This window comes from Achromobacter sp. T5-5 (genome assembly GCF_055397965.1).
On sequence record NZ_AP027919.1, the window covers coordinates 2,668,071 to 2,690,448 of the forward strand.

Below are 22,378 nucleotides of genomic sequence, written 5' to 3' on the forward strand. Positions count from 1 at the left end.
GCGCAGGCGATCCGCGAAGCCGCCTCCCACGCGATTATGCGCATCCTTTCTCGCTACTGCCAGCCGGAACTGGCAGGGTCTGGCTGCGGCGCTGTTGGCTCTACACACTCCAGGTGAAACGCTTGGGGGCGTGCTGAACGGCAACGGGTTGCGGCGTGGTGTCATGGTTGTTCCGCCGTCAATACGGCGGTTCGCCTGCCGGCCAGCCACACGTGAACAGACGGCCTTCTGCTCACTCATGCAACTTGTCCGGATGGCGCCGGCTCGGTTTAGGCCAAGGGATGAATCGACGGAGACGCTGGGCATTTGCGCTAAACCGAGCAGCGTGCCAACGGACAAGTTGATCACTGACATCTCGTCCTGCAAACGCATTGCGAGAAAGTGAACGACTTCTAGGGCAATAAAAAATGGTCGCGATCGTAAGTGGAAATAGCCTGGGTTTGAACCTGACGTCTTTGGGCACGTTGGGTACCCGGGGGGTCTTTGGCAACGCTGACCTTGGCCGCAGTTCGGACCAGGCATACGTCAACGTCGTCAATGGCAACCTCGTTTTCCGCACGGTGGACGACCAGTTGGCCGGGCACGGATCCCTGTTCGGGTCCGTGCGCACATACAACAGCCAGGGTAGCCTGGGTGGCTCCCCGTGGTCGGTAGGTGCGGCGCTGAAGTCGGTTCGTCTGGTCGGGCAGTTGAATGCGGCCGGCAGCACGATGGCGCGGGTCGACGAAGACGGCTCCGAACAGATCTATAAATTTGACGCGACGCGCGCGTTGTACGTGTCGTCTGACGGCGAGGGCGCTTACGACACGCTGGCCAAGGATGCGGCGAGCGGACAATACGTGTGGACCGACGGTGGCTCGGGAATAGTCGAAAAGTACGAGGGAAGCGGCGCAGGGCGGTTGCTGAACTCGGTGGACGGTAGCGGCAATACGGTTACGTATACCTACGGCGCCAACGGCAAACTGGCGCGCGTCACTGACGCCAGTGGCGGTATTACCTACTACGACTACAGTGGCAATAATCTGACGCAGATCCGCACAGCCAGCGTGGAGAACGGCGCGCAGGTCATCCAGACCCGTGTGCGGTATGGCTACGATTCGTTGAACCGGCTGACGTCGGTTGCGGTGGATCTGACGCCGAAAGACAACGCTATTGCCGACGGCAAGGTGTTCCAGACTTTCTATACCTACGACGGCACCAGCAATCGGCTGGCCAACGTGTCGCAAACCGACGGCAGCCAGCAGTCGTTCACCTATGTGCAGGACGGCGCCAACTTCCGGGTGGCCACGGTCACGGATGCGCTGGGAAGGGTGACGCGCTACGCCTACGACACCCCGAACCGCAAGACCTCGGTGACCGATGGGCTGGGCGCGGTCACCACATTCGAAAGCGATACCGCGGGTCGCTTGACCATGGTAACCGCGCCGGCGGTCAATGGCGTGTCGCAGGCGACGAGTTACGCCTACGACGGCAATGGAAACGTACTGACCATCGTGGAGCCGAGCGGCAATACGATCAAGATGACTTATGACGCCCGCGGCAACCAACTGAGCCAGCGCGACACGTTGGGCAACACGGTTATTCGAACGTACGACGTGGGCAACCGTGTGTTGACAGAATCGGTCTACACCGTGCCAGCGGCCGGCTCGACCGCAGCTTCGGGTGCGCTGACTCGCCGCTACACCTACGATGCGGTAGGCCGGCTGCGGTTTGCGCTGTCGCCTGAAGGACGAGTCACCGAATACCGCTACCACGCTACCGGCGAGCGCGCCGCGACCCTCCAATACGCGGGGGGCGCCTACGCCGTTTCCGGGCTGGCTGCGACCGCGGTGCCCACAGAGGCGCAACTGGCGGCATGGGGGGCTGCGGCCGACATGAGCCGGGTGTCGCGCACAGACTTTACCTACGACTATCGCGGCATGCTTCAGCAAAGCATCGCTTATGCCCAGGTGACGAGCGCTGGCGTGGGCTTGGCTGACGGCAACGAAGTGCTGACCAAGTACGTCTATGATCAGGCCGGTCGCCTGCTGCTGAAGGTGTCGCCGACCAGCGGCAACACAACCTATGCCTATGATGGCCTGGGCCGTTTGGTGTCCGTGCAGGATGCGGCGGGCAATGTGACGCTGACGCAGTATGACGACGTGGGCAACCGCGCCATCGTCACCCATGCCAACGGCCTGCGCGTGGTCACGGTGTACGACAAGGCTGGGCGGCAGGTCAGCCAGATCCAGCAGAACGCGGCGGGGGTGGCGATTGGTGAGACCCGCTACGCGTATGACGCCAATGGCCGGCTGCTGATGACGACCGATCCGGCTGGCGCGAGGGCTTTTGTTTTGTATGACGCGGCCGGCCGCAAAGTCGCCGACATCAGCCCGCTTGGCGCGCTGACGCAGTATCGGTACGATGCCGCAGGTCGCGTGGCGCAAACGACGCAGTACACGAATGCGGTGAATTTGGCGCTCTTGGTTGATTCGAACGGCGCGGCGCTGAACCCGGATCTGGCTGCGATCGTGCCGGCGGGATCAGCGGGCGATCGCAATACTTGGCAGCTCTACGACACCTCCGGTCGCGTGAGCAAGATCGTCGACCCGACTGGCGCAGTGACCGAAAATCGCTATGACGGCGCGGGGCAATTGGTGGAGGTCATCCGGTACGCGACGCGCGTAGCGACGGCCGCCCTGGGACCCAACACGAAGCCCGAATCGGTCAAGCCAGCAGTTTCGGGGAGCGATGCTCGTTCTTATCGCTATTACACGGCGGACGGCCTGCTGCGTGGCACGATAGACGCCGAAGGAACGGTGGTCGAGTACACCTACGACAATGCCGGCCGCCAGGTCTCGAAAGCCACGTTGTTCAACCGGGTGGTCGCGGTGCCGGCGGGCGGCGGGAAATTCGATGCGTTGAAGCCCGCCTCCGCCGCTGCCGACATCAGCGAATACTGGCTTTACAACAATCTGGGCCAGGTTTCCGGTCACGTCGACGGTGCTGGTTATCTGACGGAATCCGTCTACGACGGCAGCGGCAACCTGACGACGAAAATCCGTTACGCGACGGCCACGACGGGTGCCGGCCCGACCAGTACGTTGGTCGGATTGCGTCCAGTGAGCACGGCGGCAGACCAAGTCTTCACCAATAGCTATACCCAACTGAACCAGGTCTCTTCCGCTCGCAATGCCGAAGGGACGCTGACGCTGTACGTCTACGACGCGATGGGCAAGTTGACGTCGACAGTGGTGGCCGCGGGCACCAACGAGGCGCGCAGCATGCTGGCGCGCTATGACCTGCAAGGCCGGCTGATAGGCGAACTCTCCGGCGAAGGCGCCGCTCGCCTGACGGGTAACCTGACGCAAGCGCAAATCAACGCTATCTGGACGGGCTATGGCACGACTTACGCCTATGATGCGGTCGGTCGGCGCATCTCGTCCACCGACGCAGTGGGTAAGCGAACGCTCTACTACTACGACACGGAGGGGCGGCTCACCCATACAGTCAACGCGCTGGGCTATACGGAAGAACGCATCTACGACAATCTGGGCCAACTGGTCGAGGTGGTCAAGTACAGCGTCGGCATCGCCTTGACGGGTTTGACCGGCGGGTTGGTCAATGACACCTTGCTGACAGCCATCGCTGCCAAGGTCAAGCCTGCCACCGATGTGCGCGAGACCTACACGTACACGGCTGACGGCCGGCGGCTGACCGAGACGGCCGGCGATGGCGGCATGGTGTCGCATGACTACGACGCGTTCGGCAACGAAGTGCTGCGCACAACGAAGCTGACGGCCAGCCTGAACGTGGCGACGCAGTTCTCCTATGACCGTCTGGGTCGCCTGTTGAGTACGACGGCCGATCCGGGCGGCTTGGCGCGCGTCACTCGCCGCGAATACGACGCCTTCGGGCGCGTGATAACCGCCCGCGATGGCAACGGCAACGCAGTTTCCTATCAATACGACAAGCTGGGCCGCACCATCCTGACGCAGAACGCAGATGGATTGAGCACGACGGGGATGGACGCGTTCGGGAACGTCGTTTGGCAGCAGGATGCGCTGGGTCGCCGCACGACGTTTGCCTACAACACCGCGAACCGCAGCGTCACGATGACCACGCCGGACGGTGTGTCGGTGACGACCACTCGCAACCGGCACGGCCAGACGGTCGCGGTGCGGGACGGTAATGGTAACGACACGGTCTACACCTACGATGCGTCGGGCTCGCTGCTGACGACCGAGACAGGCGGCACGGTTGTCAGGAACACCTACGACAAACTGGACCGCCTGGTCGCGACGACGGATGCTCGCGGCGTGCGGACAGTACATGCCTATGACGCGATAGGGCAGCTCTACACCACCACGGTGGATGTGGGCGGCCAGGCGCTAGCGACCAACTACCGCTACAACGCGTTGGGCCAGCGCTATGTGGTGACGGACCCCAATGGCCGGCAGACGTCCTATGCCTTCGACAAGGCTGGCCGGGTGAGGCTTAGCTATCTAGACGCCGCCGGCCTGAAACTGCGTACGCTCTATACGTACGATCTGGCGGGCCGCACGCTGACGCAAACCGATTCCAACGGCACGGTCACGCAATACATCTACGACAACCTGGGCCGTCGCACCCAGGAAGTGGTCGACCCGACCGGCCTGAAGCTGACAACCCGCTATGTCTACGACGCCAACGACAACGTCGTGGCCTCCATCGACCCGAATGGCGGCGTTACACGCTACGTGCTGGATGCGTCGAACCGCGTCATCTTGAAGGTCGATGCCAATGGCGGTGTGACGGAAAGCCGTTACGACGCCGCGGGTCAGGTGACGGGCACTACCCGTTACAGCAATCCGATTGCACTCGCTACGCTGTCGCACGCTCCGACCGAGGCCCAGGTCCGCGCCTTGCTGGTGCCCGTTGCCGCGGATGTGCGCGAATTCCGTTACTACACGGCGGGTGGACGCCTTGCAATGACGGTGGACGCCCTGGGCGCGGTCGTGACCTACCGCTACGACGCCAACGGCAACGTGTTGGAGCGCGTGGCACACGCCAATCGACTGGCCGCCGCCTTGATCGGCGCGGCAGCCAAGCCCAATGCGCCGGCCGTCGACATTGCGCACGACCTGCGCACGCGCACGGTCTACGACGCGCTCAATCGCGCTGTCTACCAGTTGGACGGCACGGGGGCGGTTGTTGAGCAGCGTTACGACAGCAGCGGCAACGTCATCGATCGCATCGCCTATGCGACCCGCCTGCCCAGCGCCACACCGCTGACGCAGTCGGCTGTTGCCGCGGCCATCGTCACCGCCGCAGCGCCAGGGCGCGACCTGCGCACGGTCAACGTCTACGACAACGCTGGGCGTTTGACTCACACCATGAATGGCGTGGGCGCGGTCACCGAGAACATCTACGACAAAGGCGGAAATCTGGTTCGCCAGATCCAATATGCCAAGCTGGTTGCGGCGGGCGCTGGCCCGTTGACGGTCCAGGGCGGACCGGAGGACCGGACCACCGACTGGGTGTACGACGGCGCCAACCGCCAGATCCTGACGGTGGACGCCACCGGGGCAGCCACGCGCAGGGTGCTGGATGCCAACGGCAACGTGATCCAGGTCGTGTCCTATGCGGGCCGCCTGGGCAATGATGTGCCGCGTACCGCTGATGCGATGCTGGCCGCCGTCGTTGCCTCACCGCAAGATCGCGTTCAGACGACCGCCTATGACCGCGCCAACCGCGCGGTGCTGGTGGTGGACGCGCTGATGGGCGTCACCGAAAACCGCTACGACGCGGCGGGTAACCTGGTGGGGGCTACCCGCTACGCAGGCAAGCTCACGGGCGCCGACTTGGCGGGCCAGCCCGCTACCGCGCTGACCTTGACGGCCTTGCTGGCCCGCAAGCCTGCTGTCAACGCGCAGGATCGCACCACGCGCGCGGTGTTCGACGCGACAGGCCGGGCGGTCTACCAAATCGATGCGGGCGGTTACGTCACGCAGTCGGATTACGACACGAGCGGCCGCGTGGTGCTCAGCCGTCGGTACGGCGCCGCGGTAACCTTGGCGGGCCAGCCGACGGCGGCTCAAGTCGCGGCGGCTCTGGTTCCCAATGCGGCAATCGACCGCGTGACAACCACCGTCTACGACACCGCTGGCCGGGTGCTGGGCAGCACGGACACACTGGGCAAGTCGGAGTCCTACACCTATGACGGTGTAGGCAACAAGCGCACGTTCACGAACAAGTTGGGCAGCCTGTGGACGTACGACTACGACGCGGCGGGTCGCCTCCTGACCGAAACCACGCCCAAGGTGGCCGTGGTGGGGCTGAATGCGGATGCGGCGGGCAACCTGACACTGGGTGCCAGCGCGGCGGTCGCCATCGTCACCCGCTATGAATATGATGGCTTGGGCAACCTGGTGGGCCGCACCGAGGCTTATGGGCGGCCGGAGGCGGTCACCACCCGCTATGTCTATGACGCGGCAGGACGGCAGATACGCACGATCTTCTCGCCTGTCTCGGTATACGACCCGGGCGCCGACAACCTGTTGACCAATGGGGCGGCGGGATTGGCCGAGCGCAAGGAAGGCGCGCCGATCGCGCTGACGTCGGACGTACTGTATGACGCCTTCGGCAACGCGGTGGCCGGGCGCAATCAGGCCGGCGCGGTCAGCTACAAGGTGTATGACAAGAGCGGTGCCATGCAGTACGAGGTGAATGCCGAAGGCTACGTCACCGAGTACGAGCGCAACGCCCATGGCGACGTGACGCTGCAATTGCGCTACGCGACCAAGACAGGGCTAACGGGTAATGGCTACATGGGCATCTCCGCGGCTGCGGTGTCGGCCGCTGTCAACGCGGCGGGCGTCGACCACGGTGGCGATCGTGGCGTGGTGTCCACCTATGACCGGCTAGGCCGCGCGGTCGAAGTCAGCCAGTCGCAGATCTACGGTTACGACTCGTCGGCCGCAGCCAACGCGCAGTACTTCGTCAGCAACCGTATCACCCGCAACGAGTTTGATGCTTTCGGGCAGGTCGTGGTGGTGCGTGAACTGGTCAACCCGGTGTCGCAGGTGTGGGCTACCACCACGCAGTACTACGACCGCCTGGGAAATGTCACGGCCAAGGTCGACGCCTTGGGCTACGTGACGACAATGTCCTATGACGGCAACGGCAACAAGACGTCGATGCGAGAATACGCGACGGCTGCGACCGTGTGGAATGCGCAGTCATTCACCTTGCCGGTTGCGCATGCGAACGACCGCGTCACGACCTACGCCTTTGATGCGCTTGGCCGCATGGTGTCCGAGACGCGCGTCGGCGTGGAGTACAGCGGGCAGTCCAGCGCATCGGTGCTGCGTGGCGACCTGAAGACGACGTACGGCTATGACGTGCTGGGCAATCGCACGCGCGTGACCGACGCGAAGGGCGCGTCCACCTATACGTATTACGACGTGCTGGGCCGCGTCGCGGCCATCGCCGAACCCACCCGCAAGGCGGAAGTGGGCGGCGCCGCACTGACGCCATTGACGACGTTCCGGCGCGACGCGCTGGGCAACGCCATCGCGACGATCCAGCACGCCAACGGCACGTCGGTTGTGACTGAGACGCCCACGGGCTTCAAAGCCACCACGAGTGCCCAGGACCGAGCGACCTTTGTGCGATATGACAGTCGCGGCAACAAGATCCAGACGACCGACGGCAACGGCAAGAGCACGTACGCGTCCTTCAACGCAGGCGGGCAGTTGGCCAAACAATGGCGCACGGTCACGGGCAACGACGGCAGCGTCAAGAGCTGGTTCCAGGCGTACGAATATGACAAGCTGGGCCAGCAGACGCGGGTGATTGATCCGGCGTCGACCTCGGTGTTGAAGAGCGGAGTCAAGACCGGGTGGTCGTCTTCGACCAAGGAGTTCCAGGGCTTCTACCGCTACCGCATGACGGGCACAAACACGATCAACGTGAACTGGTCGTCCTTGATCAACGCGAGCGGTGGGTTGGTGCGCGTTCAGGTGTATTACAACACCGTCAGCACCCTGTCGACCGAGACGATAACCGACGAAAATTTTGGCAACGGCGGAGGGGGGGAAGGTGGCGTAACGACGGGCGGAACGACGATGACGTTCGGGTCGCCCAGCGTGGCGACCAGCCGCACCGTGGACGTTGCGGCGGCTGCGGCTGCGTCCGGCGTATCCATCAGTTGGTCGGACAACAAGGTGGAGCAAGGCGGGGTGTCGCAACTGAGCTACATCCGGGTATGGCAACAAGATGCCTCCGGAAACTGGGTCAGCAAGTGGGAAGGCAGCAATGCCGAGGCAAACGGCTCGGGCATCACCGATATATCGCAGGCCAACGCGGGCTGGTCCGATACTGCAACCCAATACAACGCGTTCGGCGAAGTGACCCGGCGCGGCATCGACGGCGGTGCGCAGGAATACTACGAATACGATAATGGCGGCAACGTGGTCCGCACCAATGCCAAGGACGGTCGCGAACAGATCACGCTTTATAACCTGCAAGGGAAAGCCACCGCCAACATGACCAGCGCAGGCATCGGTGGCGGTAACGTGAACGTGGCGGCAATAAAGACGCCGCAGCAAGCAGCGGCAATGTCCAATTTGCGGCGCGACGACACGATCTACGACCTGTTGGGCAATGTGGTCACCACGCGGGGGGCGGTCCGCACCGTTGCCGAGGGCGGTGTGTCCGTGAGCCGCGACTTCACCAGCACCGCCATCACCTCCGCAAAATTGGTCTATCTTCCACATCCGGAAACGGGCGGGGGCAATGGAGAGACTGGCGAGAATGGTGAACCTACTGGCATTCCGACTTGGCAGGGCACTAACAGCGTTCAGTTGACCTGGACCAATCTGGTCAACCTAGGCGACGGAGAAATCCGCGTCACCATGGTGTACGAAAGCATGTCTGGCGTACGCCGAACCATCGCCAAGAACTACACGGGGCAGGGTGCGCGCGGCGGCGTTACCATCAGTTGGGACGGCAACGCCAGCAACACGCTGGACGGCGGCGTTGGCAAGGTCGTTTCTTTGTTGGTGCAGAAGAAGGACGCCGGGGGTGTTTATCGCAGCGTGATCCAGCAACAGGACACGTTCGGCAACACCGGAAACTTCATCGATGTGACCGCGCCGGTGGATCCGTCCACCAAGGTTCGGCTGGAACTGCGCCAACCTAACGGTACCTGGTCCGAAGTGGCCATGGTGAACTACGGCAAGTCGTACCGCTACGATGCCGCCGCCCTTGCGCTGGGGAGCTACGAATACCGCGTGTCCCATATCGGGCGCGATGGCGTCGTCAAAGTGACGGGCAACGGTACCTTGTCGCTGATGGCGCCGGCGTTGTCTTCGATCGGCAGCGCGATGGGGTTCGGCACCGTCAGCCGCGAAGTCTTCAGTTGGCCGTCGTTCGGCGCCGGCGTGAACGCGCAGTTCCGCTATCGGCCTGCTGGGAGCAGCACATGGACGTCGCTTCCGGTCGTAGCACGGACCAAGGGTCACGACGGTGTGGATTGGGCGGCGTTGGGTGCGGGCGCCTTCGACTACGAACTGCTGCTGATCGACAAGCAGACCGGCGCAGCCTATGCGCACGCGACCGGTCGGATCGATAAGTTGGCCGCGGTACCTGATCGCTGGGTGCCTGCGGTGGGCATTGCGCCGATTGCCGAATCCCTGGTGCTGGACTCCAGCAATACCAGTATTACCTGGACAGCGCCCGGTGAGTACACCGGTTCCGCCGTGTTGAAGTATCGCTTGCAGGGTACCGCCGGGTGGTCGCAAGTGAATATGTCCCGCGCGCTGGCGGGCGGTGGCGAAGGGGGGGAGGGCGGCGAAAACGGCAGCCTGGTTACCCGATTCTCAGTGGCGTTCGGTACGCTGCCTGCCGGAAACTACGAATACGATCTGCTGTATACGCCTGCAATCAGCAGCAGCCCCACGCTGCATCGGATCGGTACGATCTCGCAAGGGGCGACGACGCCGGGCTACTACTACACGCGTTACTACACCGTAACGGTGCCCGTATCAGTCTGGGTCCCGCCGGTTCCTGGCTCGGGTGAAGGCGGTGAAGGCGGTCAGCCGGGATACTGGAAGGTTGAGTACCGCCAAGAACAGCGTTCCGAACAGGTCTGGGTGCCGCCGGTCGTGCCGCGCCCGGGTATGACGCAGACTACCGCGCCGTACACCCCGGGCTACACGATCGCGGGTTCCCCTGTCAGGTATGGCTTAACCAGCACCACCGCGTCCAACCCGGGCCCCATTAGCGTGTCGGCATCGGGCAGTCTGGGCGTGGTCGGCACGTGGACGCCAGTCGGCGCAAATAATGGCGGCACGCAAGCCAGCCGCCCCACGGTACAGCGCACCTACGACCGCTGGGGCAACGTTCTGACCGTGACGGACCCGCGTTCGCCCTACTGGGTCACGTCCTACACCTACAACGCCTCCAACCAGATGACGTCAGAAATCCGTCCGAATTCGGACGGTGTGGCGGGGGCCGGTCCAAAGACGTATCTGTACTACGACCAGAACGGCAACAACGTCGCTACGCGCGACGCCAATGGGAATGTCAATGGCATCACCTATGACGCTGGTGGCAATCGCGTCCGTGAAACCCATGCGGATGGCGGTGTCTATCGCTACGACTACAACGCCTTGGGCGACAAGGTTGCGTGGGTCGATGCGCTGGGCAACACGACGAGCTACGCCTACGACAATCTGGCGCGTCTGGTTCTGACTTCGCACGCGGCCGTGTCGGCGTATCGCGTGTCGAACATTGTGAACCTGGTTGCTAACGGAACAAAGACCGTCATAGAACGGGTCACCTATGACGAGTGGGGCAACAAACTTTCGTCTACCAACGGGGCCGGGGAAGCGACTTACTTCCGCTACGACCTGCGCGGCAACGTCACGGGAGTACGTAAGCCAGGTATCGCCACGGAACTGCGCACGGCGTACGACGCCCGCGGCAATAAGACCTTCGAAGCGGACGCCAACGGCAACGCCGCGACTTGGAACTATGACTACTTCGGCCTGCTGTTGTCTCACACTGACATCGGCGGCGCCAAGTACGCCTACACCTACGATTGGGCCCGTCAACTGATCACGCAGACCAACTCGCGCGGGCAATCGCTGACACACGCCTACGATGCCGCGGGGCAGATGACGCGTATCACCGATGGCTCGCTCAACAAGATCACCGACTACGCCTACGATCATGCCGGCAACAAAGTCCGCGAACGTACGACACAAAACTCGATTGCGTACCAGAGCAATGTGATGGCGTACGATGCCTTGGGCCGCCTGCGCGAAGTGTCCGACGGCTACTTGCGCGAGACCATCGACTACGACGCCAACGGCAACCGATCCCGCGTGCAGACGCAATACACGGACGCCGGCCGCACGGTTCGCAACCGGGACCTCTGGTACGGCTACGATGTCATGAACCGGCAGACGACGGTCGACGGCGTTAACGCCAATCTGGAGATCAATGCCAGCCAGGGCCACAAGATCACGTATGACGTGATGGGAAACCGTTTGAGCGATAGGTATTGGGACAAGGCGATATCCAGCAGTGGCAGTACCGCTGCCGGATTCACGACGGAAACTTATTCCTACGACGCGCTCAACCGCTTGAGCACGATCCACCGCGACGGGCTGCTGACCGATCAGCGCTACTACGACGGCGCGGACCGCGTTGTGACGAGCGGCATCGATGGCAGCTATGGCAAGGCGTTCTATGACGCGTCCGGCCTCGTCAACGAGCGCAAGCTCAACGTGTACGACGCGGCAGGGCGGGTATCGAACGTTCGCGTCGTGATGATGGGCAACAGCGGATTCACCAACAAGTACAACAACGCCTACACCGGCTATGACGCCGCCGGCAACGTTACGCAATACAAGACTGAAATGTGGGACGGCTCCCACTACATCAATACCTACAACTACACCCATGCGCGCTACGAAGGCTACCGCGAAGCCACGCTCGCCGGCACCAGCACAATGCTGGACCCCGGCCTGACCACGTACAAGTACGACGTGAACGGCAACCTGATCGGCGTGACGGATTCCAAGAACACGAAGAATAACCAGACGCTGGTCAACGACGCCAACGGCAAGATCCTGCAACGCGTCCAAGACGGAAAAGTCACGCGCACGCTGATCGTGAATGGTGAGTTGATGGGTACTACTGGGCCGACGGTCGGCGGCGATGATTTCTCGCCATCGTTCCGACCGATCGACGGCGGAAACCCGTCGGCGGCGCCGGGGTCTTATCGGATCCAGGCGGGTGACACACTGCAATCTATTGCGCAGCAGGCGTTCGGGGATAGCCGGCTTTGGTATTTGATTGCCGAGGCGAACGGGCTGTCGGGAGATCGGGATCTGCGGGTGGGTGCGACGGTCACCGTGCCGAACCGCGTGACCGGGAATCACAACGACTACAAGACATTCAAGCCGTATGACCCGGGCAAATTGATCGGGGATACGCAACCGACGATGCCGGTTCCGAAGGCGGATGGCGGAGGTGGGTGCGGCGGGATCGGGACGATTATTGTTGCCGTGGTGGCGGTGGTGGCGACGGTGTTAACGGCGGGGGCAATGTTAGCCGCCGCTGCGCCTGCAATAGCTGCCGGGGCCGCAACCGTGGCAGGAACGACCACTGTACTCGGCGGATTTGCGGCCGCAGGGGTGGCGGCGTTGACTGGAGGCGTGGGGGTAGGATTGGGCGTCGGGATCGGCTTGGCGGCGGGAGTGGTCGGGAGTGTCGTCAGTCAGGGTGTCGGCATGGCAATCGGCGCGCAGGACAAGTTCAGTTGGTCGGGCGTGGCTGTGGGTGGTGTAGCCACTGCGGTGACTGCCGGCGTTTCCGCTGGATTTGGCGGGACAGCGACGCTCAGTAACACTACAGGCGCTCGTGCCCTGGAACTCGCGGGACGAGCAATGGTGAGCTCGACGATCACACAGGGCGTTGCGATGGCGACGGGTCTGCAGTCCAAGTTCAGTTGGACGAATGTGGCGGCGGCGGGTATCGGGGCGGGGGTTGGCTCCGCGGTTGGGTCCGAGCTTCTTCCGAACGCTTCATTGTTCAGTGAGCGGTTGACTCGCGGATTTGTGGCGGGCGCGGTAGGAGGTGTTGCGGCATCGGTGCTGTCTGGGGGCAAGGCGGACTATGTGCAGGTTGCGGTGGATGCGTTTGGGAATGCCCTAGGAAACTCCGTTGTCGAGCCGATGCAGAGATCATCTGGCGGAAGTATCACGCCCGGCGAGGCGATGGATCGCGGGCAAGACGACGCTGTCAAAGCAAGGTTCCGCGCCGAAACCATGGCGGATCTTCGGAGGTTGGGCGAGCAAAATCAAGTTTTGGGCGTAGGTCAGTACAACATTGCTTTGGACCAGACAGCCTTCAACGACACAAGCTCCTTGAAGGAGATTGGCCGAGGTTCAAAGGGAGAGATTTATTGGAACAACGACGCCGTGTCTTATCCGGTTGCCGACCGGGAAGGTCTTGTTGGCGTTCCCTTGCCTGATATAAGACCTGCGGACACCTTGCGCGAGATAGGCAAAGTGGAAGGGTTCTTCACCTTCAACAAATTTGGACGCTTCTTGTCGGGGGCTGGCCATGCCGCCAAAGAAATGCCTGGGGCGCTCTTAGGGGCAGCGCAGGAAATTGGCTTTGCTTCGGCTGATGCGACTGGCTATGTCGTCGGGCAGTTGCGCGAGTGGAACGGGGACTCGGGTTACAGAGTCAGTCCGCAGAGCAACTTCTTCAGACAGGTGGAGCAGGAAGGCTTTGGCCTTACAGCAGCAAAGATGGGGCTTGGAATTGTAGATGGGGCTATTGGACGACCGCTGCGTGCAATCGTTGGGGGTTCGCCAGAGCAACTTGGTGAAGCGGCTTTTGGGTGGGCTGCGGGTGGCGCTGGAGGGAAGCTGCTGACCGCAGGCCGTCAATTAACCCCCGTCGCGGCGGAACTGGCGGAGACCGTCTTGCAGAGGCAAGCGCTGGCTCTCAGGGCTATGCCTACCGATTCCAAGTTCATTGCGGGGGGTGATATAGTTCCAAACAGCGAATTGACCATTGCGGCTAATCCCGCGACGGGAAATCCGACCGCCATTGTCCGGGGATTAGGCGCGCTCAATTCGCGTCAGTCGGCGGTGTTGGAGCAATTGCCGGAGTTCGGTTCCAGCACGATTGCGCACAAGTCATTCGGTCAACGTGATCTGTCTGCATTGACCGCTGCGACGGGTGACGAATTCGCCATGTTCTCGGCAGGTGGGCGTCGTCTGATATTCCGAGGCGGTGCCCGCTCGGTGCCGATCAATCCGGATATGGCCAAGCAATTGGCCGGCCAAGGCTGGCGTTGGTCTTCGCACACGCATCCAGGTGACGCGGGAGTGCTGCGTTCGTCTACCGCTGACCGAGCTGTTCTTGATGCGATGGGTGCGCAGCGAAGCGCGATATTCAATTCTATGGGACAACGGAGCATGTTCACCCCCCGAGGCGATAGCCTGGAAGGTTGGAGGCCGTAATGGATAAGAGCAAATTGCTGAAGCTCAAGGAAATGGAAGTCCTCGCAAAGAAGGCTACACACGATGCGTTGCTGCCCTATCCACGGCTCGCGGCGGTCGACTCGGAAAACTTGACGTTAGGTACTCGAGTTACCGATGAGGAAGGAATCTTTGAGCTGTACATCGCCGGGGAGAGGCCTCTCGATGCCAAGGTAATCACCTGTGCACGTGTGGATCGCCGAACGGGAGAAGTCAGTGTCGAGGTCTACCTCGACAAGCCGTACTGATCTCTCCTTAGTCAAAAAAACCTGGCTTCCGCTCGCTTATTGCTGGGCGGTGACTTACAAGGCGATCGCTGATGAGCAGACCACAAATCACGATCCCGCAGCCTCACGGCAGCATCGTCGGGGAAGGTGGTGCGCAGCCGCTTGCCACGGCGCACACCTTGCAGGCTTTGGGCGCGCATCAAGCGTTCGACCGTGCAACGGGCAACCGTCACGCCTTCGCGGTTCAGTTGCCGCCAGACCTTGTCCACACCGTACACGCGATGGTTCTCTTGTCAGACCCGATGGAAATGCGGCGTCAGATGTTCGTCACGCCGAGCACGATCGCTGCGCCGGGACGGATCGCGCAGCCGCACAGCGTGGCGCCGATATGCCGACGGGGCAACCTGCAACACCTTGAAGATCTGCTCGACCCCGCAGACCTCCCGGTGCCGGTCGATGTAGGTGTTTACGACCTCAGCTTGCGGTCGAGTTCCGCCTGCGCGAAAAAAGCGCTGGGCGTGCGCAGAATGTCTTTGGCGCGGCGAAGCTCGCGGTTCTCCCGCTCTAGCTCCTTGATCCGTTCGCGCTCGCTCGTGGTGACGCCTTCGCGCTTCCCGCTGTCGACTTCATGGCGCTTGACCCAGGTCAGCAGCGTCTGCGCCGAGCAGCCTTAGGTGCGATTGACTCGACCGCCACCCACAGCGACGGGTACTCGTTGCGATGATCCTGCACCAAGCGCACCGCGCGTTCGCCCACTTCGGGGGAAAACTTGTTCGCATTGTTCTTGCTCATGGCTCGCATTCTCTCAAGAGCTGGAGACTCCGCGATACCCGGGGCGATTCAAGACTCGCGCGCAATTTCAACAATGGCTCAGTAACCGGGTTGGAACTTTAGTCAATCATCAAGCGTGGAGACGCTAATGGAACTTAGACTGCTTGAGCCCGCGATTGACGAACTCCAATACTGTTGGCTTATTGGTATTGGAAGCCAACTGGTAGGTACGCATGCTGAGTTCCGTTGGTGCACGCGTTCGAATGAAAAGGCGGTCGCGCTCGACTCGGAAGGCAGATTTACTTTGCTTTGGCCGTTGTTAGAACTACCGCCTAGCGATTTCTATGATTTCTTGAATCGGGCGGCCATTGCAAATCCCGTTCATGGTTTGGTGATTATTGCTTTCCTGGAACTTTTTTGTTAAAGCAAGTATTCCACGAATCCTTCTCTGGCTATTGGCCGGATCGAGCCATTGCATGGCTTAAGGCGGACCAAACTAGTTGGTCGGCATTTCGTGAGGAGCTGGGGGCTTTTGTCAAGAACAAGTTGATGCCTCAGTCGTCTCGCCAGCAGGCTCAGAAAATGCTCCGGATGCTTCAGGCGTCATAATTACGCCGGGGGGCGCTCTTTGCGACCATGTTCAGCCGTTCGTTCAATGAACGGCACGGCGTTTGCGCGCCCGGGGCGACAGCTCACCCCCCGCCCGCCGCCAGCTCATCAAACAACCGCTCCCCCCCCATCTGCCCACCCTTAAGCATCAATTCAATCCCGTCCGTCACGGGGTCATCGCTACGTGCGACGCTCACGGTCACCCCCGGCGCCAGGACGCAGCGAAACGCCAGCCCCCAAAGCCCCAGTGCCAGCGTGGCCTGGCTGGACGTGTCGCCGCCGGCGATGCCGATGCGGTTCAGGCGTCGGCCGGCCTGGGCGCTGGCGCGCACGATGTCGGCGACGAGCCGGGCCGTGGCGAGCGCGGTGGCGGCGGTCTGTTCGGCGTTGACGGGGCCCGACGGCTGGTCGGTGTGCGCGAGCACGTTGCGGCCCTGGGCCAGCGTGGCGGCTGCCTGTTGGACCTGTTGCGCGGCGTAGTCGGGATCGGCCAGCAGGCGCTCGGTCACCAATGGTTGGCGGGCATAGCTTTCAGCCGCGGCGATTTGCCGTGCAGTGACGGGCGACAGGCTGCCCGCCACGACCAGCACCGGGCCGTCGGCGGGGGCGAGCGACGTCGGCGGGGTCATGCCTTCGCGCGGGGTTAGCGAGGCGCGGGCCAGCGCCTGTTGTACGCTGCTCGGGCCCACGGCCAGCAGCGGGGCGCGGTCGGCCGCGCGGCGGATCAGGCGGCCGATGACGGCAAGCTGCGATTCGTCCACCAGGTCCAGCAGCAGCGGGCCGTCGGCGTTGTCCAGAAGACGGTCGATCCAGTCGTCGACCGCCATCACCTCCGCGGCCGATGGATAGGCAATGTGCGGCACTGAGCGGATGCCAGCCAACCCCTGCGCCTCCAGATGCCGCCGCAAATCCGCCTCGTGCATCGGGGTCACGGGATGCACGCTCATGACCGGGTGCCGGTCGACCCGGTGGATTTCCGGCGCGGCGCCCGCTCGCGCAAAAAGCTGCGCGAAGCTGCAATAGCGTCCGATGCTGGGCTGCCCGCCCACGATGGGCACGATGGGATTGGGCAGGTGCCGCCGCAATTCCCGCACGGCGGCCCCGATGCTGCCGATGTGCGGCGCGCTGTCGAAGGTGGAACAGCATTTGTAGTGCAGCACGCGCGCGCCGGTGCCCGCCATGAACTCACCGACCGCGCGCAGTTCAGAGGCCATCTCCTCGGGTGCCATGCCGCGCGCGGCGCCAGCGATGCCGATGGCATCCAATGGACCCGCGCGCTCCAGTTGCGCGGAAGAGGGCACGCTCAAGAAGAGCAGGCTGCGCAGCCCCGCGCGAGCGACCTCGGCCAGCGTGTCGGTGGCGCCGGTGAAGTCGTCGCCATACCAGCAGACCTGTGGCGCGGCAGCGCCCGTCATGCGCGGTTTCCGAAGAAGTCCAGGGCGCGCCGCAGCTCGGGCGCGTTGCGGGCGTAGTCTTCCAGCGCCTGGTTGTCGCGCACCGCGTGCCACGCCTGGCGGATGCTCTGCACGCCCGCCGCCGGGCCGTCCGGGTGGGCAAGAATGCCGCCGCCCGACATGAACAGCAGGTCGTCGCTGCGCACGGCGGCCCAGGTGGCGGGCACGGTGCCGGCCCATTGGCCGGACGAGAACGCAGGCATGACGGCGTCGTCGATGCCGGGCGTCAGCGACGCCAGGCAGTCGCGCGCGGAGTCGACGACTTCGCTGTCTTCCTGCGAGAACTTGCCTTGCAGCCCATGCACATGCATATGGTCCACGCCCGCCAGCCGCCACAGCGTCTGATAAGCCTGAAAGCCCATGCCCAACAGCGGATGGCGCGACAGCGCGCCAAAGCCGTTGCGGTGGCCGTGCAATGCCAGCGGCGTGCTGCGGCGCAGGGTCTGGATGGCGGAGTAGCCGCACCAGTTCAGGCTTGCCATGACGCAGGTGCCGCCTTCGCGTTCGATCAAGTCGGCGTGGCGGCGCATGGCGTCGGTCTCGTCGCTGATGTTGAAGGCGACCATGACGTTGCGGCCGGTGCGGTCGCGGTGGGCGCGCACCACGGCCATCACGGCCGCGACGCGCTGGGCGAGCGGGGCGTGGGCCGGGTTGGCGCAGACTTCGTCGTCCTTGATGAAGTCCACGCCGGCTGCGCAGAGCTGGGCGACCAGGTGCGCGGTCTGCTCGGGTGACAGGCCGACGTTGGGCTTGATGATGGTGCCCACGAGCGGACCCTGGTCCACGCCGGTCAGCGCGCGCGTGCCGGCGATGCCGACCTGGGGCAGGTCGAACTGGGCGCGGTAGTTCGCGGGCAGCTCCATGCTTTCCAGCCGCAGGCCGGTGACTTCGCCGAGGTCGTACAGGTTGCCGCCGACCGTGGCCGCCAGCGTGGGCAGGTTGGCGCCGACGTTGGCGACGGGAAACGCGATGCGTACCCGCGCGCGCTGGAATTTGCCCGGCATGCCGTCCGGCTGGCGCGCGAGATAGGCGTTTGGCAGGCTGGGCGCGTCGACGGTTTCCAGGGTTTCGATGGATTCGATGCGCGCGCGCGCACGGGCGCGCAGTTCGTCCGTCTCGCCCTGGACGCGCGTGAAGGTGCCGCAGGATTGCTCGCCGGCCATGACCTCCGCGACCTTGGCGGGGTCGACGGGGGTTTCGATCATGTAGGTGGCGGTAAACGATTGGGAATTCATGGTGGCGATGGGGCGGCAGGGCGGATCAGAGACGGGTCAGGTCGGGGAAGGCGCGGACCGGATCCTTGCCGTCCCAGTTCTGCGAGCTTTCGCGGATCAGGTCGAAGAGGCGGCCCTTGGGTCCGGCCACTTCGGACAGTTCGATGACGGTGCCGGGGTGGTATTCGGTGTCGAAGTAGATGAAGCGGCCTTTTTCGCCGACTTCGCCGCTCATCTTGGGCTTGAAGCCCTGCGCCAGCAGGCGCTCCAGGTCGGCGTCGTAGCTTTCGGTCCAGTAGGCGACGTGCTGCAGGCCGGTGCGGCCCGCCTGCAGGAAGTCGCGGTACATGGAAGGCACGTCGTTGCGGGTCTGGATCAGTTCGACCTGCACGTAGCCCGAGTTGGCCAGGGCCACCGAGTTGTGGGGTTCGTAGCCCACGCCGTCGTATTGGTAATTGACGATGGGCACGCGCGGGTTGTAGTACCAGGGACCCACGCCCAGCGTGGTGCTCCAGTAGTCCATGGCGGCTTCGATGTCATGCACGACATAACCGAGTTGGCGGATCTCGCCCAGGAAACGACTCATGTTGGAATCTTTCTTAAAAGAGGTGGAGTGCGCGGCCCCGCCGGGCGGAGCCGCGTCGCGTCACAGAAAACCGATGGAGAACCAGGGGAAGGCGGCAACCACGATCAGGCCGATCAGCAACGCGCCGATGTAGCCCCAGATCGGGCGGATACCTTCGTTGGGGTCGACGCGGCTGATGGCGCAGGCGCCGTAGTAGCCGACGCCGAAGGGCGGCGCGAAGAGACCGATGCCCATCGCGAAGATCACGACCATCGCGTAGTGGACTTCGTGCACGCCGGCCTGCACCGCGATCGGGAACAGCAGCGGACCGAACAGCACGATGGCGGGGATGCCTTCCAGCACGCTGCCCAGGATGATGAAGGCCACGATGGACACCGCCAGGAAGCCGTAGCTGCCGCCGGGCATGCCGGCCATCAGCTTGGCCAGGTCGCCCGAAAAGCCCGACTGCGTCAGCGCCCACGCCATGGCGGTGGCGCAGCCGACGATCAGCATGATGGCGCCCGACAGCGAGGCGGTCTCGATGAGCATGGGCTTGAGGCGCGCCCAGTCAAAGCGCCGGTAGATCAAGAGACCCACGACGGCGGAATACACGATGCCGATGGTGGAGACTTCGGTGGCGGTCGCCACGCCTTCGACGACGGCGGCGCGGATCACGAAGGGCAGGGCCACCGCGGGCAGCGCGATCATGAAGAAGCGGCCGATCTCCTTGAAGGTGAAGCGCTGCACCAGGCTCAGGTCTTCCTTGCGGTAGCGCCACCAGACCACCGTGCACAGCGCCAGGCCCAGCACCACGGCGGGCAGCAGTCCGCCCGTGAAGAGCGCGGCGATGGATACGCCCGTCACGGAACCGATGGTGATGAGGACGATGGACGGCGGAATCGTCTCGGTCTGCGCACCCGTGGCGGACAGCAGGGCCACCAGGTCGCCGGGCTTGGCGCCGCGCTTTTTCATTTCGGGGAACAGCACCGGCGCAATGGCCGCCATGTCGGCGATCTTGGAGCCCGAGATGCCGGACACCAGGTACATGGCGCCGATCAGCACGTACGACAGCCCGCCGCGCACGTGGCCCAGCAGGCTGGCCAGGAACTGGATCATGGCGCGCGCCATGCCCGTCATTTCGATCAGCGAGCCCAGGAAGATGAAGAGCGGCACCGCCAGCAGCATCAGGTGGGACATGCCTTCGTCCAGGCGGCCCACCATGACGACCATCGGCGTGTTGGTGGTCAGCGCCAGGTACGAAAACGTGGCCAGCGCGAACGAGAACGCGATGGGCACGCCGGAGAACACGGTGGCCGCGACGATGCCCACGAAGAAGATCACCAGATTCAGCTTGCCCAGGCCCGAGAACAGCGGCTGCGCCAGCCAGAACAGGCCCACGATCGCGGCCACGCCGGCCAGCGCCGTCGCCACCTGCGGCAGCGGCTGCGTACGCAGCAGGCGCAGCACGGCGATGACGCCCATCAGCCCCATGCCCACGGGAATCGCGGCGGCGCGCCAGGCGTTGCTCAGCTCCAGCGCGGGGGTGATGATGAAGTGCTCTTCGTGCGCGTACTCGATGGCGGGCGCCAGGATCAGCACCAGGAACGCCAGCGACGCCGCCAGCGCCGCGGTTTCCAGCTGCGCGCGCCGCGCCGGGCTGACGTTGTTCACCAGCGCCGTCATGCGCATGTGTTCGCCGCGCCGCAGCGCCACCACGGCGCCCAGCATGGACAGCCACAGGAACAGAATGGAGGCGAGTTCGTCGGACCAGACCAGCGGGCTGTGGAACACATAGCGCGAGACGACGCCGGCGAAGAGCACCAGGATCTCGATCAGCACGATCGCCGCGGCAACGTGTTCGACCACACTGCCCAGCACGCTGTCGAGCGCGCCGGCCGCCCGGCGCAGGGGATTGGCCGGCAGCGCGGGCGTGGCGGCGTGGGGAGCGGACAGGGAGGACATGGCGCGCGACCTCAGGCCAGCTTGCCGACGGACTGCTCCAGCAAGCCCCAGGCCTCGTTGCCGAACCGGCCCTGCCATTCCTTGTAGAAGCCCGCCGTGCGCAGTTGGTCGCGGAAGCTGTCGGCGGACGGCTGGTTGAACACGAGGCCCTTGGCTTCCAGGTCGGACTGCACCGAGGCGTTGAGCTTCTTGATGTCTTCGCGCTGGGCCAGGCCCGCTTCGTTGATGCCGCGCGCAACGACCGTCTTCAGGTCGGCGGGCAGGCCTTCCCACATGCGGCCGTTGGCGATGAACCAGTAGCCGTCCCAGATGTGGTTGGTCAGCGAGCAGTATTTCTGCACTTCGTACAGCTTGGCGACCTGGATGATGGGCAGCGGGTTTTCCTGCGCGTCCACCACCTTGGTCTGCAGCGACGAATAGACTTCGCTGAACTGCAGGCTGGCCGGCGCGGCGCCCAGGCCCTTGAACATGGAGATCGGCAGCGAGCTCACCGGCACGCGGATCTTCAGGCCGTCCATGTCGGCGGCGGTGTTGACCGGCGCCTTGCTGCTGGTGGTCTGGCGAAAGCCGTTGTCCCACATCTTTTCAAAGGCGTAGAGCTTGCGCTGCGCGATGGCGGCGCGCACGTGGGCGCCCAGCGCGCCGTCCATGGCCGTCCAGACCTGGCCGTAGTCCTTGAACGCGAAGCCGACGGCGTTGATGGCGGCCACCGGCACCAGCGTGGCGATCACCAGGGCGGACGGCGTGAAGAAGTCGATGCCGCCCGAGCGCACCTGGGCCAGCATGTCGGTGTCGCCGCCGAGCTGGTTGTTCGGGAAGATCTTGATGTCGACGCGGCCGTTGCTTTCCTTGAGGATGCGTTCGGCGGCTTCCTGGGCGCGGATGTTCAGCGGATGCGTCACCGGCAGGTTGTTGCCGTACTTGAGCGAATAATCGGCGGCGCGGGCGATCAGCGGAAAGCCGGTGCCGGCGACGGCAAGGGCGGGAACCGCGCAAAGGCGGCGCAAGGCACTGCGGCGTGTCAGCAGCTTCATGGTTGTCTCCATAG

At 63.8% G+C, this 22,378-nt stretch carries 8 protein-coding genes, 1 pseudogene and 1 other annotated feature; of the genes and pseudogenes, 3 read left to right on the top strand and 6 right to left on the bottom strand.

The genetic code is table 11. The features are described from left to right. The first annotated feature begins 407 nt into the window (after nucleotides 1–407). Entirely contained in the window at nucleotides 408–14,510 is a 14,103-nt protein-coding gene (locus tag ACZ50Q_RS12125) for a LysM peptidoglycan-binding domain-containing protein (protein ID WP_464081641.1), read from the top strand. Next, nucleotides 14,510–14,776 (top strand): hypothetical protein, encoded by a 267-nt coding sequence (locus tag ACZ50Q_RS12130; RefSeq protein ID WP_464081642.1) that lies wholly within the window; start codon nucleotides 14,510–14,512, stop codon nucleotides 14,774–14,776. Before ACZ50Q_RS12125 ends, ACZ50Q_RS12130 begins: the two co-directional genes overlap by 1 nt. A gap of 89 nt (nucleotides 14,777–14,865) precedes the next feature. Here ACZ50Q_RS12130 and ACZ50Q_RS12135 read toward each other — a convergent pair. After that, nucleotides 14,866–15,556 (bottom strand): annotated as a pseudogene (locus ACZ50Q_RS12135) (IS3 family transposase); the annotation flags it as partial. After that, nucleotides 15,151–15,267 (bottom strand) — a sequence feature (AL1L pseudoknot). Its footprint overlaps the pseudogene before it by 117 nt. A 118-nt stretch (nucleotides 15,557–15,674) precedes the next feature. Between ACZ50Q_RS12135 and ACZ50Q_RS12140 the strand changes: the two are divergent. Continuing rightward, nucleotides 15,675–15,950 (top strand): hypothetical protein, encoded by a 276-nt coding sequence (locus ACZ50Q_RS12140; RefSeq protein ID WP_464081643.1) that lies wholly within the window; start codon nucleotides 15,675–15,677, stop codon nucleotides 15,948–15,950. Between the two features lie 268 nt (nucleotides 15,951–16,218). On the opposite strand, the gene ACZ50Q_RS12145 is transcribed toward ACZ50Q_RS12140, so the two are convergent. From ACZ50Q_RS12145 to ACZ50Q_RS12165, 5 genes are read right to left on the bottom strand one after another with little or no spacing between them, the layout of a single operon-like run. After that, a complete protein-coding gene (locus ACZ50Q_RS12145; protein ID WP_464081644.1) occupies nucleotides 16,219–17,550 on the bottom strand; it encodes a four-carbon acid sugar kinase family protein in 1,332 nt (443 codons plus the stop codon). Beyond that, the gene (locus tag ACZ50Q_RS12150; RefSeq protein ID WP_464081645.1) at nucleotides 17,547–18,824 is read right to left on the bottom strand and encodes a ribulose-bisphosphate carboxylase large subunit family protein; all 1,278 of its coding nucleotides are present in this window, start codon (nucleotides 18,822–18,824) and stop codon (nucleotides 17,547–17,549) included. Before ACZ50Q_RS12150 ends, ACZ50Q_RS12145 begins: the two co-directional genes overlap by 4 nt. A gap of 25 nt (nucleotides 18,825–18,849) precedes the next feature. Then, complete coding sequence (locus tag ACZ50Q_RS12155) at nucleotides 18,850–19,389, bottom strand: VOC family protein (protein WP_464081646.1); 540 nt, start codon at nucleotides 19,387–19,389, stop codon at nucleotides 18,850–18,852. 60 nt (nucleotides 19,390–19,449) lie between these two features. Next, nucleotides 19,450–21,330 carry a TRAP transporter large permease gene (locus ACZ50Q_RS12160; protein ID WP_076520439.1) on the bottom strand — a complete coding sequence of 627 codons (1,881 nt, stop codon included), beginning with the start codon at nucleotides 21,328–21,330 and terminating at the stop codon, nucleotides 19,450–19,452. 11 nt (nucleotides 21,331–21,341) lie between these two features. Next, nucleotides 21,342–22,364: a TRAP transporter substrate-binding protein gene (locus tag ACZ50Q_RS12165; RefSeq protein WP_464081647.1), complete on the bottom strand. Its 1,023-nt coding sequence runs from the start codon at nucleotides 22,362–22,364 to the stop codon at nucleotides 21,342–21,344. Nucleotides 22,365–22,378: the final 14 nt, after the last annotated feature.